Source organism: uncultured Metabacillus sp., assembly GCF_947503125.1.
In the GTDB taxonomy this organism is placed as follows: domain Bacteria; phylum Bacillota; class Bacilli; order Bacillales; family Bacillaceae; genus Metabacillus.
This window is the reverse complement of record NZ_CANNCR010000039.1, coordinates 1-14,994: the sequence shown is the minus strand read 5'-3', so window position 1 is coordinate 14,994 and position 14,994 is coordinate 1. Positions and strand designations below refer to the sequence as shown.

At 37.9% G+C, this 14,994-nt stretch carries 15 protein-coding genes; all 15 read left to right on the top strand.

Translation table 11 applies throughout. The features are described from left to right. Positions 1 to 10 precede the first annotated feature (10 nt). Entirely contained in the window at positions 11 to 547 is a 537-nt protein-coding gene (gene hpt, locus Q1B07_RS19235) for a hypoxanthine phosphoribosyltransferase (RefSeq protein ID WP_299093029.1), read from the top strand. 106 nt (positions 548 to 653) lie between these two features. Then, complete coding sequence (ftsH, locus tag Q1B07_RS19230) at positions 654 to 2,588, top strand: ATP-dependent zinc metalloprotease FtsH (RefSeq protein ID WP_299093028.1); 1,935 nt, start codon at positions 654 to 656, stop codon at positions 2,586 to 2,588. Between the two features lie 503 nt (positions 2,589 to 3,091). Next, positions 3,092 to 3,883 carry a type III pantothenate kinase gene (locus Q1B07_RS19225; RefSeq protein WP_299833307.1) on the top strand — a complete coding sequence of 264 codons (792 nt, stop codon included), beginning with the start codon at positions 3,092 to 3,094 and terminating at the stop codon, positions 3,881 to 3,883. A 47-nt stretch (positions 3,884 to 3,930) separates the two neighbouring features. Then, positions 3,931 to 4,806, top strand: coding sequence for an Hsp33 family molecular chaperone HslO (gene hslO / locus Q1B07_RS19220; RefSeq protein ID WP_299093026.1), 876 nt, complete (start codon positions 3,931 to 3,933; stop codon positions 4,804 to 4,806). Positions 4,807 to 4,839: 33 nt separating this feature from the next. Beyond that, on the top strand, positions 4,840 to 5,745 hold the full coding sequence (locus tag Q1B07_RS19215; RefSeq protein WP_299093025.1) for a peptidyl-prolyl cis-trans isomerase: 906 nt from the start codon (positions 4,840 to 4,842) through the stop codon (positions 5,743 to 5,745). 94 nt (positions 5,746 to 5,839) lie between these two features. Next, positions 5,840 to 6,763, top strand: coding sequence for a cysteine synthase A (gene cysK, locus Q1B07_RS19210; RefSeq protein WP_299093024.1), 924 nt, complete (start codon positions 5,840 to 5,842; stop codon positions 6,761 to 6,763). A gap of 194 nt (positions 6,764 to 6,957) precedes the next feature. After that, positions 6,958 to 8,373: an aminodeoxychorismate synthase, component I gene (gene pabB / locus Q1B07_RS19205; RefSeq protein WP_299093023.1), complete on the top strand. Its 1,416-nt coding sequence runs from the start codon at positions 6,958 to 6,960 to the stop codon at positions 8,371 to 8,373. Between the two features lie 11 nt (positions 8,374 to 8,384). Continuing rightward, positions 8,385 to 8,972 carry an aminodeoxychorismate/anthranilate synthase component II gene (gene pabA, locus Q1B07_RS19200; protein WP_299093022.1) on the top strand — a complete coding sequence of 196 codons (588 nt, stop codon included), beginning with the start codon at positions 8,385 to 8,387 and terminating at the stop codon, positions 8,970 to 8,972. Positions 8,973 to 8,974: 2 nt separating this feature from the next. Further along, positions 8,975 to 9,835 carry an aminodeoxychorismate lyase gene (pabC, locus tag Q1B07_RS19195; RefSeq protein ID WP_299093020.1) on the top strand — a complete coding sequence of 287 codons (861 nt, stop codon included), beginning with the start codon at positions 8,975 to 8,977 and terminating at the stop codon, positions 9,833 to 9,835. A 23-nt stretch (positions 9,836 to 9,858) separates the two neighbouring features. Next, the gene (gene folP, locus Q1B07_RS19190) at positions 9,859 to 10,692 is read left to right on the top strand and encodes a dihydropteroate synthase (protein WP_299093062.1); all 834 of its coding nucleotides are present in this window, start codon (positions 9,859 to 9,861) and stop codon (positions 10,690 to 10,692) included. Between the two features lies 1 nt (position 10,693). Next, on the top strand, positions 10,694 to 11,056 hold the full coding sequence (gene folB, locus Q1B07_RS19185) for a dihydroneopterin aldolase (RefSeq protein WP_299093060.1): 363 nt from the start codon (positions 10,694 to 10,696) through the stop codon (positions 11,054 to 11,056). Beyond that, entirely contained in the window at positions 11,053 to 11,580 is a 528-nt protein-coding gene (gene folK, locus Q1B07_RS19180; protein ID WP_299093018.1) for a 2-amino-4-hydroxy-6-hydroxymethyldihydropteridine diphosphokinase, read from the top strand. Before folB ends, folK begins: the two co-directional genes overlap by 4 nt. Beyond that, on the top strand, positions 11,532 to 11,750 hold the full coding sequence (locus Q1B07_RS19175) for a helix-turn-helix transcriptional regulator (protein WP_299093016.1): 219 nt from the start codon (positions 11,532 to 11,534) through the stop codon (positions 11,748 to 11,750). The genes folK and Q1B07_RS19175 overlap by 49 nt, the downstream gene beginning before the upstream one ends. A gap of 11 nt (positions 11,751 to 11,761) precedes the next feature. Continuing rightward, entirely contained in the window at positions 11,762 to 12,763 is a 1,002-nt protein-coding gene (gene dusB, locus Q1B07_RS19170) for a tRNA dihydrouridine synthase DusB (RefSeq protein WP_299093015.1), read from the top strand. A 99-nt stretch (positions 12,764 to 12,862) separates the two neighbouring features. Continuing rightward, positions 12,863 to 14,362, top strand: a complete 1,500-nt coding sequence (gene lysS / locus Q1B07_RS19165) for a lysine--tRNA ligase (RefSeq protein ID WP_299093013.1) — start codon at positions 12,863 to 12,865, stop codon at positions 14,360 to 14,362. The last annotated feature ends 632 nt before the right edge of the window (positions 14,363 to 14,994 follow it).

Below are 14,994 nucleotides of genomic sequence, written 5' to 3'. Positions count from 1 at the left end.
CACACATTTAATGAGACAAGATATCGAAGAAATTCTAGTAACTGAAGAACAAATTCAGGAAAAAGTGAAGGAGTTAGGAAAGATCCTAACGGAAGAGTATAAAGATCGGTTTCCGCTTGCGATTGGCGTTCTAAAAGGTGCCATGCCGTTTATGGGTGATCTTTTAAAGAATATTGATACATATTTGGAAATGGATTTTATGGATGTTTCAAGCTATGGTTCATCAACTGTCTCTTCAGGAGAAGTAAAAATCATCAAGGATTTGGATACTTCTGTTGAAGGAAGAGATATCTTAATCATTGAGGATATTATCGACAGCGGTTTAACTTTAAGTTATTTAGTGAAACTATTCCGTTACCGCAAAGCAAAATCAATAAAGATCGTTACACTGCTTGATAAACCAACTGGCAGAAAAGCTGATATTGAAGCTGATTATGTAGGTTTTGTTGTTCCAGATGCTTTTGTAGTGGGCTACGGACTTGATTACAGCGAAAAATATCGAAATCTTCCTTATATCGGAATTTTAAAGCCTGAAATTTATGAATAAACTTTTCAGCAAATCCAGGGATTTAGCATAGTCTAATTTGTTGTGTTACCATGATTTTCTATGATACTATTTAATATAGCGTGTTTACTGTGGGAGGAGGTAAGGAATGAATCGGATCTTCCGTAATACCATATTTTATTTACTAATCTTTTTAGTCATAATTGGGGTTGTTAGTTTCTTTACAGGTGGCAATCCTAAAACGGAACAAATAACGTACAATGATTTCATTTCTGAATTAAACAATGGGAATGTTACAGAAATGACTGTACAGCCGGTTCGTGGTGTATTTGAAGTAAGAGGTAAGATGGAAGGTTATAAAGAAGATGAAACCTTCTTGACATATATACCAACCGAACAAGGGTTAAATCGGGTTGATAAAGCTGCTGAGGCGAATAATGTTGAAAAATTAAATGTTGCTCCAGCTGAAGAAACAAGTGGTTGGGTTACATTTTTCACATCCATTATCCCATTTGTTATTATCTTTATTTTATTCTTCTTCCTGCTAAACCAAGCTCAGGGCGGCGGCAGCCGAGTGATGAATTTTGGTAAAAGTAAAGCTAAGCTGTATAGCGAAGAAAAGAAGAAGGTTAAATTTAAGGATGTCGCTGGTGCAGATGAAGAAAAGCAAGAGCTGGTTGAGGTTGTTGAATTCCTAAAAGATCCTCGTAAATTTGCTGAGCTAGGGGCAAGAATTCCTAAAGGTGTCTTGCTTGTGGGACCTCCAGGAACAGGTAAAACCTTACTAGCAAGAGCAGTTGCGGGTGAAGCCGGCGTGCCGTTCTTCTCCATTAGTGGTTCTGATTTCGTAGAAATGTTCGTTGGTGTCGGTGCATCACGTGTTCGTGATTTATTCGAAAATGCTAAAAAGAATGCCCCATGTATCATTTTCATCGATGAGATTGACGCAGTTGGGCGCCAACGTGGTGCAGGATTGGGTGGAGGCCACGATGAGCGTGAGCAAACTCTTAACCAATTGCTTGTTGAAATGGATGGCTTTGGTGCCAATGAAGGAATCATTATCATTGCGGCTACTAACAGACCTGATATTCTGGATCCAGCGTTATTACGTCCAGGTCGTTTTGACCGTCAAATTACGGTTGACCGTCCAGATGTTACAGGCCGTGAAGCTGTCTTAAAAGTACATGCTCGTAATAAGCCTCTAGATGAATCTGTAGATTTAAAGGCCATTGCGGCCCGTACTCCTGGATTCTCTGGAGCAGATTTAGAAAACCTTTTAAACGAAGCTGCATTAGTTGCTGCGAGACAGGATAAAAAGAAGATTGATAACACCGATCTTGATGAAGCGACAGACCGCGTTATTGCAGGTCCTGCTAAAAAGAGCCGTGTTATTTCTAAGAAAGAGCGTAATATCGTTGCCTATCACGAAGCAGGACATACGATTATCGGTGTTGTGCTTGATGAAGCTGATATGGTACATAAAGTAACCATTGTGCCTCGTGGTCAAGCAGGCGGATATGCCGTTATGCTTCCAAAAGAAGATAGATATTTTATGACAAAACCAGAACTTTTAGATAAAATTACTGGTTTGCTTGGCGGTCGGGTTGCCGAAGAAATTATCTTTGGTGAAGTAAGTACCGGAGCTCATAATGATTTCCAAAGAGCAACCAGCATCGCAAGAAAAATGGTTACTGAATATGGTATGAGTGACAAGCTTGGACCATTGCAATTCGGGCAATCACAAGGCGGTCAAGTTTTCTTAGGTCGCGATCTTCATAATGAACAAAACTACAGTGATGCCATTGCACATGAGATTGACTTAGAAATCCAACGCTTTATTAAAGATAGCTATGAGCGTGCTCGTCAAATCTTAACAGAAAATCGAGAAAAGCTTGAATTGGTTGCACAAACCTTATTAGAGGTTGAAACACTTGATGCAGCGCAAATTCAAAGTCTTGTTGAACATGGTAAATTACCGGATCGTCCAGTTGCAGCGACTGAAAAAAGTCAGGATGCTAAAGCAGAGGACGTTAAAGTAAATATCCAACCAAAAAAAGATGAAGAGGATTCTTCTAAACAATAATAGTGAAAATTTAGATCGATGGCTAACTTAAATTTGTCATCGATCTTTTTTTAATGGAAAAACGCTAATTGATTTTACGTCAGGGCTGATCAAGGCGCTTGGGCTTTTCTTATAATATCAGAATTTATATATTTTCTTAACATAGCTTGCGTTTCTGAATCTAGCTCCAGGCGCCATCGGCTCGAGGTCATAAGTCAAACAGGAATTGAAGGTAAAGTACACCTTCTATTCCTGTTTGACTTATGCTTGTCGCCGATAGGCAGGCGCCTTGCGCTTTTTTTAAAGTTTAAGAAAGTATAAATTTTTGTACTTAGTTTTTGTGTCTAGCTCCAGCGCCTAGCCCCTCTAGGGTCTAGCCACTCATGAATTGATGGCAAAGAACGCCTTCTATTCATCAGCATCTTATTTGCCCTAGGCTGATCAAGGCGCTTACGCTTTTCTTATGATAAAATAATCTCGAATATGTAAACTAGTAATAGATTAAATATAAAGTGGTGATACAAATGATTCTTGTATTGGATGTAGGAAATACGAATACAGTTTTAGGGGTATATAAAGAGGATGTGTTAAAGCATCATTGGAGAATAGAAACAAGCCGTAATAAAACGGAAGACGAGTTTGGCATGATTATAAAAAACCTTTTTGAACATGAGGGACTTTCTTTTAAAGAAATAGAGGGAATTATCATTTCATCTGTTGTACCGCCAATCATGTTTGCGTTAGAAAGAATGTGTATGAAGTATTTTAATCTGAAACCATTGGTTGTCGGCCCTGGAATGAAAACAGGATTAAATATAAAATACGAAAACCCTCGTGAAGTAGGAGCGGATCGAATTGTAAATGCTGTAGCGGGTATTCAGGATTATGGCAGCCCGCTTATCATTGTTGATTTTGGAACGGCAACTACCTATTGTTATATTAATGAACAACGTCAATATATGGGAGGGGCCATTGCACCTGGAATTAATATTTCAACAGAAGCTCTTTACTCAAGAGCTGCAAAGCTGCCGAGGATCGAAATAACACGACCTGATAACATAATCGGTAAAAATACTGTAAGTGCGATGCAATCTGGTATTTTATATGGATATGTAGGACAAGTAGAGGGAATTGTAAAAAGGATAAAAGAACAAGCAAAGGAAGTACCAAAGGTTATTGCAACGGGTGGTCTAGCTACATTAATCGCCAAGGAATCAGATTGTATTGACATAGTAGACCCATTCTTGACTTTAAGAGGTCTCCAGCTTATTTATGAACGAAATACAGTAAAGGAATTAGGTACAGAGCACCGTTAGCTTACATAAACTAGATCATTGATTATACAGACAAGGGAGTTTAACAAATGGACTATCTAATAAAGGCATTAGCTTATAATGATCAAGTGAGAGCATATGCTGCAAGAACAACAGAGACGATCTCTGAAGCACAAAGAAGACATCACACATGGCCAACGGCTTCAGCTGCCCTTGGAAGAGCAATGACTGCAGGAGTCATGATGAGTTCGATGCTAAAGGGAAATGCTAAGCTCACAATTAAAATTGAGGGAGGCGGACCAATCGGTATCATCTTAGTTGACAGCAACTCAAAGGGAGATGTGCGCGGCTATGTGACGAATCCTCAAACGCATTTTGACTTAAATGAACATGGTAAGCTTGATGTCAGAAGAGCAGTAGGTACAGAGGGAAACTTGACAGTTGTGAAGGATCTTGGTCTAAAAGAAAACTTCTCTGGACAAGTACCAATCGTCTCTGGAGAGCTTGGTGAGGATTTTACTTATTACTTGGTAACATCTGAACAAATACCATCTTCAGTTGGAGTTGGAGTATTGGTTAACCCTGATAATACCATCTTAGCTTCTGGCGGATTCATTATTCAGTTATTGCCGGGAACAGATGATGAAACCATTACAAAGATTGAAGAGAGATTAAATAAAATTGAACCAATTTCAAAATTAATACAACGTGGTTTAACTCCTGAGGAAATTTTAGAAGAAGTACTTGGTAAAGGAAACGTGAAAATACTAGAAAAGCATCCTGTTGCATTTAAATGTCAATGTTCAAAAGAACGAATTGAAAATGCGATTATCTGCCTTGGTGAAGAAGAGATACAGGCCATGATTGATGAGGATGGAAAGGCTGAGGCTCAATGTCATTTCTGTAATGAAGTTTATTTGCTGACGAGAGAGGATTTAGAAGAATTAAAAACAGCAGCAAAATAATTCGTTTGAGCAGGGTAGTAGGAGTTGGGTAAAGTGAGCGGGAAAACATTATGGAGTATTATTTTTGGTTTAGTAATCATTAATTGCTTTACGCTTGGATTTTTCCTTTCAAAGAATCAAGGGGTTATTCCTGTATCAAATGATCCTCAAACAAGTGAAACAATTGCAACTATTGGTGATACATCTATTACCAGGGAACAATGGATGGCTGAGCTTGAAACGCGTTACGGGAAGGATACGCTTAAGGAGTTAATAAATGTCCAGGTTGTTGAGGAGTTGGCTAAGAAATACGATATTTCCGTTTCAGATGAAGTCATTGAAAGGGAATTAGCTACATATAAGTCGATGTATAACTCGTTGGACGAAGAACAATTTGGCAATGAAGAAAACTGGAGAGACCAGATTCGTTACAGTATCTTGCTCGAAGAGATCCTGACTAGGGATGTTTCGGTTTCTGAAAAAGAAATGAAGGATTTTTATGAAAATAATAAAGATTTATACAATATAGATGAGTCCTATCATTTATCACATATTATCGTGAAGACGGAAAATGAGGCAAACCAGATCATCAGAGAGCTTAATGGCGGATCCAGCTTTGAAGCACTCGCTTTAGAACAATCGATAGATGAGTTTACTGCGAATTCAGGCGGTGATATTGGATTTGTCTCTAAAGATAATGAATATGTTCCTGCTGCCTATCTTGAAGCAGCACCAAAGCTTGGCAAAGGTGAGTGGAGCGAGCCAATTCAAGTTGATACAGGCTATGCAGTACTGTTCCTTCATGAAAAACTTGAAGGGAAAACATACAGCTTTGAAGATGTAAAAGGACAAATCCGCCGGCAAATTGCACTTGAACAGATGGAAGGAACGGTATCTGTCGAGCCTTTATGGGAAGAACTGGGTGTCACATGGTTTTATGGTGAAAAATCAGAAAAATAGTACAAATAGCATAAAAAGTTTTGACAATTGTGATATTAATTGATATATTTACTTATAAATCCAATAAATTTACTCGGGATAGGGGAGGAATAGTATGACACGCGTAGCAAACTCTATACATGAATTAATTGGTCAAACACCAATCGTGAAGTTAAATAGACTAGTTGATGAAAACAGTGCAGATGTTTATTTGAAACTTGAATATTTTAATCCGGGCAGCAGTGTAAAGGACCGTATCGGACTTGCAATGATTGAAGCTGCAGAAAAAAGCGGAAAATTAAAAGCTGGCGATACAATCATTGAGCCAACAAGTGGTAACACAGGTATTGGACTAGCTATGGTAGCTGCTGCAAAAGGACTAAAAGCGATTCTAGTTATGCCTGATACAATGAGCTTGGAGCGCAGAAACTTACTTCGTGCGTATGGAGCAGAGCTTGTTCTTACTCCTGGTTCTGAAGGAATGAACGGAGCAATCCGCAAGGCAGGAGAACTAGCTGAAGAGCATGGTTACTTTATGCCACAACAATTCAAAAATGAAGCAAACCCTGAAATCCATCGCCTAACAACTGGTAAGGAAATCGTTGAACAAATGGGTAACCAATTAGATGCTTTCGTATCAGGTATTGGTACAGGCGGTACAATTACTGGAGCTGGATCAGTTTTAAAAGAAAACTATCCATCCATCAAAATTTATGCAGTTGAACCAACAGATTCTCCTGTTCTATCGGGTGGAAAACCAGGTCCTCATAAAATTCAAGGTATCGGTGCAGGATTTGTTCCAGATGTATTAAATACAGCTATTTATGATGAAGTTGTTACGGTTAAAAATGAAGAGGCATTTGAAACAGCTAGAAGAGCAGGCAGAGAAGAAGGAATCCTCGGTGGAATTTCAGCTGGAGCAGCAATCTTTGCAGCATTAAAAGTAGCGAAAGAGCTTGGTAAAGGCAAAAAAGTATTGGCAGTAATTCCAGATAATGGTGAGCGTTACTTAAGTACTCCGTTATATCAATATGATTGATCCTGACTAAGATTATATATTTTAAAAGAGGTTTGACGTAAATGTCGACCTCTTTTCACTTTATAAAATGATTTTATCATTTTTTGGAATGTGATAAAGATGTCCTTTTTGTGAAAAATTAAATTAAATTCCTTATGGTTTCTCCGCAACATTTATGTAAAATGAAAGTAAGAGTTTTAAAGGGGAGATTAGTCATGCAGCAACGAAGGACATCGCTAAGCATCAATATTGATTATAATTGTGATTTTTTTAAACAATATAAATACTTGGTCCAAGAAGAGAAGCAGCATGTTTTTTTAGAAAGTGGGCGGGGCGGCAGGTACAGTATTGCCGGGCTAAAGCCGGTTGCTTCAGTAAAGGGTAAAAATCATCTGCTTTTTATAACAAATGAATGGGGGACCGAGGTTCTGCAAGGGGATCCGCTTGATCTCTTTCATTCCTGGTTTCAAAAATATCAGATGGAAACCGACCCGGAACTGCCTGATTTTCAAGGTGGAGCGATAGGTTTCGTTAGCTATGATTATGTAAGGTATTTTGAGAAGTTGCCGGATTTTGCAGCTGATGATTTAGAAACTCCTGATCTGTATTTTTTGCTTTTTGATGATATTGCTGTGTTTGACCACCATACATCCAAGCTCTGGTTAATTACACATTATTATCAAGAGCATGAAGTCGAAAGTGCCAAGAAGAAGCTGCGTTTGTTGCAGGAAAAGTGGACATGCATCCCGAATCTATGTCAATATAAAAATAGGCAAGAAGAAGCGACTTCTGGTGATCCTATCACATTTTCAAAGGAAGCCTTCAAGAAGGCTGTTGAAGATATCAAGCAATATATCGCAGCGGGAGATGTCTTTCAGGTAAATCTCTCATTAAGACAGCATGTTCGTTTAGAAAATCATCCGCTTGAGATCTATGAAACCTTGAGGGAAGTAAATCCTTCTCCATACATGGCTTATTTGCATTTTCCAGAGTTTCAAATTGTGAGCGGATCACCAGAATTACTTGTTAAAAAACAAGGGAGAGCTGTAAGTACCCGCCCGATTGCCGGGACAAGGTCCAGAGGCAAAAATGAAGAAGAGGATAGAAAGCTTGCAAATGAATTAATTGAAAATGAAAAAGAGCGTGCAGAGCATGTCATGCTTGTTGACCTCGAAAGAAATGATTTAGGGCGTGTATGTGAATATGGATCAGTCCATGTTAATGAATTTATGGTCATTGAAAAGTATTCACATGTAATGCATATCGTTTCAAATGTGCAGGGGAAACTAAAAGAAACAGCAAATTATTCAGATGTGATCAAAGCGACCTTCCCTGGTGGTACAATAACAGGTGCACCTAAAGTAAGAACAATGGAAATTATTGAAGAGCTTGAACCAACAAGGCGAGGTATATATACTGGCTCTATAGGCTGGATCGGTTATGATGGAAATATGGAACTTAATATTGTGATTCGTACTTTATTTGCAAAAGATGGCTATGGGTATGTTCAATCTGGAGCAGGAATTGTTATTGATTCCAATCCGGATTTTGAATATAAAGAGTCTTTGAAAAAGGCTAAAGCAATGATTAAGGCAATTGAGCTGAGTAAAGAAGAGAAAATAAGAGACTGAGGTGAGTTCAGATGATTTTAATGATTGATAATTATGATTCATTCACATTCAATTTAGTGCAATACCTAGGAGAGCTTGGAGAAGAACTTGTTGTAAAACGAAACGATGAAATAACGATTTCGGAAATTGAGGAGCTAAACCCCCAATTTCTGATGATTTCTCCTGGGCCTTGCAGTCCGAATGAAGCGGGAATAAGCATGGAAGCCATTAAGCATTTTGCTGGGAAAATTCCGATATTTGGCGTTTGTCTTGGTCATCAATCCATTGCACAGGTCTTTGGCGGAGATGTTGTACGTGCTGAACGGTTAATGCATGGGAAAACATCACAAATCCATCACAATGGAGAAACGATCTTTAAAGGCATGGAAAATCCATTTACTGCTACGCGCTATCATTCGTTAATTGTAAAAAATGAAACGTTGCCTGATTGCTTAGAGGTAACAGCGTGGACAGCTGAAAATGAAATTATGGCCATCCGCCATAAAACGTTACCGATCGAAGGTGTTCAATTTCACCCTGAATCGATCATGACATCCTTTGGAAAAGACTTATTAAAGAATTTTATCAATCAATATAAATTAATCGAAAAGAGTTCATAAACGTGTATATATATTGCCAATCACAGTTTATAAAAGATACAGAAGCCACGATTTCTCCATTTGATCATGGCTTTCTTTATGGTCTAGGAGCCTTTGAAACATTTCGTATTTATAAAGGCTTCCCCTTCCTTCTCCATGATCATTTAAAAAGACTGCAGCATGCCTTAAATGAGTTAGGGATTTCTTATAAGGTTGATGCGGATGAAGTGTCTGAAATTCTTCAGAAGCTCCTTCAGTTAAATCATCTCGTAAATGAAGATGTGACGGTTCGGTTAAATATTTCTGCTGGAATAGGCGAGGTCGGCAAACTGCTACAACCTTATGATCAACCGACTGTTCTTTGTTTTTTAAGAAAGGCACCACCGATTGGAAATATTGAAAAACATGCTTCGATTTTAACATTGCGCAGAAATACACCTGAAGGAACAGAGCGCCTAAAGTCACACCATTATTTAAATAATATTTTGGGAAGACGAGAATTAAGAGAAACTCCAGATGTAGAAGGAATTTTCTTAACGGAAAAAGGATATGTTGCAGAAGGCATTGTTTCCAATATCTTTTGGGTAAAGGATCAGGTTGTCTACACGCCTTCAATTGAGACAGGAATTTTAAATGGAATTACAAGGCAATTTGTGATGAAATGCTTGAACAACCTTGGCATGCAAATCGATGAAGGATTTTACCCAAAAAAGGATATGCTAGAAGCAAATGAAGTGTTTATAACAAATTCCTCCCAAGAGATTGTTCCAATAAAAAAGGTGGACGAGTATTTGTTTTTTGGGAAAGATGGAAGTGTTGTGCAAAAATTAACGGAGTTATATTGTTCTTATCGGACGAAATTATTAAGTATAGACGAGATATAAAGGTTGGATGAAGAATGAAATTAATGACGAAGCAACAAGTGATTGAATGTGGGAAATACACTCTCCATTATGGCGAAAAGACACAAATCATGGGGATTTTAAATACAACTCCAGATTCTTTTTCAGATGGAGGAAAGTATGTAGATTTGGATAAAGCTATTTCTCACGCAAAGGAAATGATCAAAAACGGGGCAGATATCATTGATATCGGGGGGGAATCTACAAGACCCGGGTACCAGCCTGTATCCGTGGAAGAGGAAATTGAGCGAACAGCTCCTGTTATTCGTGAACTTGCAAATGAAATAGATGTTCCGATTTCGATAGACACCTATAAGGCAGAGGTTGCCATGCAAGCGGTTGAAGCAGGTGCAAGCATCATTAATGACATTTGGGGTGCGAAAGCCGATCCTGATATGGCAAAGGTTGCTGCTGATTATAATGTCCCAATTATTCTTATGCACAACCGTCACGATCGTGATTATCATAAATTAATTCCTGATATGATTGCTGACCTAATGGAGTCTGTTACAATTGTAAAGAATGCAGGAGTTAGTGATGATAAAATTATCTTAGATCCGGGTATTGGTTTTGCCAAAACAATGGACGATAATTTGCAGGTAATGAGACATTTGGATGCTTTTGTCGAACTTGGCTATCCGGTATTATTAGGTACATCTAGAAAGTCATTTATCGGGCATGTTTTAGACCTGCCGCCGACGGAACGAATGGAAGGTACAGGTGCAACCGTATGCTTAGGAATTGAAAAAGGCTGCCAAATCATTCGTATTCATGATGTGTTAGAGATGGCGAGAATGGCAAAAATGATGGATGCAATGCTTGGTAAAGGAGGTAACTAACATCGATAAGATTTTTGTGAACGGTATGGAGTTTTATGGATACCATGGTGTTTTGAAGGAAGAAAATAAGATTGGCCAACGATTTAGAGTTGATTTAACTGTAGAAGTAGATTTAAAACAAGCAGGAGAAACAGATGATTTGGAGCATACCGTCAATTATGCATCACTTTATACATGCTGTAAAAAGATTGTCGAGGGTAAACCTTATAAGCTTGTTGAGACTGTTGCCGAGCAAATTGCTAAGGAAGTATTGACGAAATTCTATCTCGTTCAAAACTGTACGGTAAAGTTAATAAAGCCCGACCCGCCGATACCAGGTCATTATAAAGAGGTAGCCGTTGAAATTAAAAGGGGTAGGAAATGAACGTAGAAGCATATATAGCTCTTGGATCGAATATGGGAAACCGGGAGAAGCACTTAAAAAAAGCCATTCAAACACTGCACTTTCATCCATCCATAATTGTAGAAAATATTTCCTCTATTTATGAAACAGATCCAATTGGCTTTACTGATCAAGATGAATTTTTAAATATGGTTATTAAGATAAACACTGATCTATCAGCGCTTGAACTATTAAACGTGTTACAGGATATTGAAAAATCACATAATCGAAAGCGTGAAGTAAAATGGGGGCCGCGAACTTTAGACCTTGACATTTTGCTTTATAATCATGAAAATATTGAAACAGAGCAACTTATTGTTCCACACCCTAGAATGCATGAACGTGCCTTTGTGTTAATTCCATTATCAGAATTAGACAAGAACATCCGCATTCCATCGAGGAAAGAATCACTTTCGACTATCATAGATCAATTACAAGATAAAGAAGGAGTACGAATATGGAAGCAGAAAAATGGGGTAGACGTATTCGCGCTTTTAGAAAATTAAAAGGCTTTACCCAAGAGAGTTTCGCAAAAGATCTTGGCGTTTCTGTTTCAGTCTTAGGTGAAATAGAAAGAGGCAATCGTGAACCCAACAAACAGTTTATCGAGAAAGTAGCTAAAGCTCTTAACATTACTGTTGAAGAACTGACCCCAAATGAATCAATGAAAGGATAGGAGGTTAGAAATTGTTTAAAATCGGTGATATTCAATTAAAAAATAGAGTCGTGCTTGCCCCTATGGCAGGTGTATGTAATTCTGCCTTTCGCTTAACGGTAAAAGAATTTGGTGCTGGTTTAGTTTGTGCCGAAATGGTGAGCGATAAAGCGATTTTATATAAAAATGCAAAAACAATGGGGATGCTTTATATAGATGAGCGTGAGAAACCTTTAAGTTTGCAAATTTTTGGCGGAGAAAAAGAAACGCTAGTTGAGGCTGCTAAATTTGTTGATAAAAACACAACAGCGGACATTATTGATATAAACATGGGTTGTCCAGTTCCGAAGATTACGAAATGTGATGCTGGTGCAAAGTGGCTTTTAGACCCGAATAAAATCTATGACATGGTTTCAGCTGTAGTAGAAGCTGTTGAAAAGCCTGTAACCGTAAAGATGCGTATGGGCTGGGATGAGGAGCATATTTATGCTGTGAAAAATGCCCAAGCTGTAGAACGCGCTGGAGGTAAAGCTGTAGCCTTACATGGTCGTACACGTGTACAAATGTATGAAGGAACAGCAAATTGGGATATCATTAAAGAGGTAAAGGAATCGGTTAAAATCCCGGTTATCGGTAATGGTGATGTAACAACACCACAAGATGCTAAGCGTATGCTTGATGAAACAGGTGTTGACGGGGTTATGATTGGGCGTGCTGCACTAGGAAACCCTTGGATGATTTATCGCACTGTTAAGTATTTAGAAACTGGTGAACTAATGGATGAACCAGGTGTACGTGAAAAGATTGAGGTATGTAAGCTGCACTTAGATCGATTAATTGCCCTTAAAAATGAGAATGTGGCTGTTCGCGAAATGAGAAAGCATGCTGCATGGTATCTAAAAGGGATCAGAGGAAATGCAAAGGTAAGAAATGAAGTTAACCTAATGAATACTAGAGACGAGCTTGTTGCCCTTCTGGATGAGTTTGTTTTAGAGGTTGAAGCAAAACAAGAAAGTGCTAGTCAAGTAGGATAACTGTTAGGTTGTTTAATGGTTTGCGCGTTAAGTTGTTTTACTGCCAGTACTCCTGGCAGTTTTCTGCTTTTTATTTAGTAACTGATAGGAGTTGTTAATATGAGTCACGATGAATTAAACCAAGAAGAATTAAATGATCAGCTAAAGGTGAGACGTGAGAAATTACATACTTTAAGAGAAAAAGGGTTAGATCCGTTTGGAAAACGCTTTGAAAGAACGCATCAAACAGCAGAGATTATTGATGCCTATAATGAATTCGAAAAAGAAGAATTAGAAGAAAAGGCGATATCTGTTACAATTGCTGGACGTATTATGACAAAGCGAGGAAAAGGGAAAGCGGGATTTGCCCATATCCAGGATTTATCTGGTCAAATTCAAATTTATGTTCGTAAGGATACTGTTGGGGAAGAGGCTTATGACATTTTCAATACAGCAGATCTTGGGGATATTATTGGTGTAACTGGAGAAGTGTTTAAGACAAAAGTGGGAGAATTGTCGATAAAAGTAAAATCTTTTGAGCTTTTAACAAAAGCATTGCGACCATTACCAGACAAATTCCATGGATTAAAAGATATTGAGCAACGCTATCGTCAACGTTATGTAGATTTAATTGTGAGTCCGGAAAGTAAGAAAACGTTTATTACTCGAAGTAAAATCATTCAAGCGATGAGACGCTTTTTAGATGATCAAGGATATTTAGAAGTGGAAACACCAACAATGCATTCTATTCCTGGTGGTGCTTCTGCCCGTCCGTTTATTACTCATCACAATGCATTGGATATGCCTTTATACATGCGTATAGCAATTGAATTGCACTTGAAACGATTAATTGTAGGCGGATTGGAAAAAGTCTATGAAATAGGCCGCGTCTTCAGAAATGAGGGTGTATCTACGCGCCATAACCCTGAATTCACGATGATCGAACTCTATGAAGCATACGCTGATTATCAAGATATTATGGAGTTAACGGAAAATGTCATTGCCCATGTAGCAAAAGAAGTATTAGGCACGACAACGATTCAATATGGGGAATACGAGGTAAATCTTGAACCGAAATGGAAAAGACTTCATATGGTGGATGCTATAAAAGAATATACAGGTGCAGACTTTTGGAAGGAGATGTCCTTAGAAGAGGCTCGGACTCTTGCAAAAGAACATCATGTTGAGATTACTGAACATATGCAATATGGACATATCGTCAACGAATTCTTCGAACAAAAAGTAGAAGAAAAATTAATCCAACCAACATTTATTTACGGTCATCCTGTAGAAATTTCACCTTTGGCCAAGAAAAATGATGATGACCCTCGTTTTACTGATCGCTTTGAGCTATTCATCGTTGCTCGTGAACATGCAAATGCATTTACAGAACTAAATGATCCAATTGATCAAAAAGAGCGTTTTGAAGCGCAGCTTAAAGAACGTGAACAAGGTAATGACGAGGCTCATATGATGGACGAAGACTTTATTGAAGCACTGGAATACGGAATGCCGCCTACAGGTGGTTTAGGAATCGGTATCGATCGTCTAGTTATGCTTTTAACTAATTCACCATCAATTCGTGACGTATTGTTATTCCCGCAAATGAGACACCGTTAAAAAGAACTTTAGAAGCAGGCCATATTTTGATTTGGTCTGCTTTTTTGATTGTCATAATATGTTAAAATGGTAGTGATTTAGAATATTGTGTATAAAAGCGTGGTGGTTCATATAAAAGCTAAGAGCATTAAGTTATCTATATTTATCTTGTTTTTTCTGGTGACGGCTATTTATTTAAACTATTACTCACTTGAATATGCTAAAAGTTCATGTATTAAAAATGGACTGATACCAAAAACTGAGTTAGCTGTATTTGCGTTTAATTGGTCGGTTTCATGTAAATAACGCAGGCTAAATAGAGTTATTTCTGAATAACTTTCACTAAACGCTTAAATTAGTTTTCTAGCGTTTAGTATGGAATTACATCAATAACTTTCTCTTCGAATTATCAAGTTTTATTCATTTTTAAATTATTTTAAAAAAATGCTTGCTAAAGGAATGAAACGGTGGTATATTTGAATACGTTGCTGCGAAACAGGCAATGAGCTTTTTAAAAAAATAAATAAAAACTTCTTGACTTTAAGATTGGGAGTTTGTTATTATTATAAATCTGCTTTAAAAAATGATCTTTGAAAACTAAACAAAACCAAGCGTGCCAACGTTAATTTCGATTAACAAACAACGTACTAAAA

What these genes read in the sequence shown, in the direction of transcription:
- hslO (WP_299093026.1), top strand. Translation starts at nt 3,931, where the DNA reads ATGGACTATCTAATAAAGGCATTAGCTTATAATGATCAAGTGAGAGCA.
- lysS (WP_299093013.1), top strand. Translation starts at nt 12,863, where the DNA reads ATGAGTCACGATGAATTAAACCAAGAAGAATTAAATGATCAGCTAAAG.
- pabA (WP_299093022.1), top strand. Translation starts at nt 8,385, where the DNA reads ATGATTTTAATGATTGATAATTATGATTCATTCACATTCAATTTAGTG.
- pabB (WP_299093023.1), top strand. Translation starts at nt 6,958, where the DNA reads ATGCAGCAACGAAGGACATCGCTAAGCATCAATATTGATTATAATTGT.
- folP (WP_299093062.1), top strand. Translation starts at nt 9,859, where the DNA reads ATGACGAAGCAACAAGTGATTGAATGTGGGAAATACACTCTCCATTAT.
- ftsH (WP_299093028.1), top strand. Translation starts at nt 654, where the DNA reads ATGAATCGGATCTTCCGTAATACCATATTTTATTTACTAATCTTTTTA.
- Q1B07_RS19175 (WP_299093016.1), top strand. Translation starts at nt 11,532, where the DNA reads ATGGAAGCAGAAAAATGGGGTAGACGTATTCGCGCTTTTAGAAAATTA.
- folK (WP_299093018.1), top strand. Translation starts at nt 11,053, where the DNA reads ATGAACGTAGAAGCATATATAGCTCTTGGATCGAATATGGGAAACCGG.
- cysK (WP_299093024.1), top strand. Translation starts at nt 5,840, where the DNA reads ATGACACGCGTAGCAAACTCTATACATGAATTAATTGGTCAAACACCA.
- Q1B07_RS19225 (WP_299833307.1), top strand. Translation starts at nt 3,092, where the DNA reads ATGATTCTTGTATTGGATGTAGGAAATACGAATACAGTTTTAGGGGTA.
- hpt (WP_299093029.1), top strand. Translation starts at nt 11, where the DNA reads ATGAGACAAGATATCGAAGAAATTCTAGTAACTGAAGAACAAATTCAG.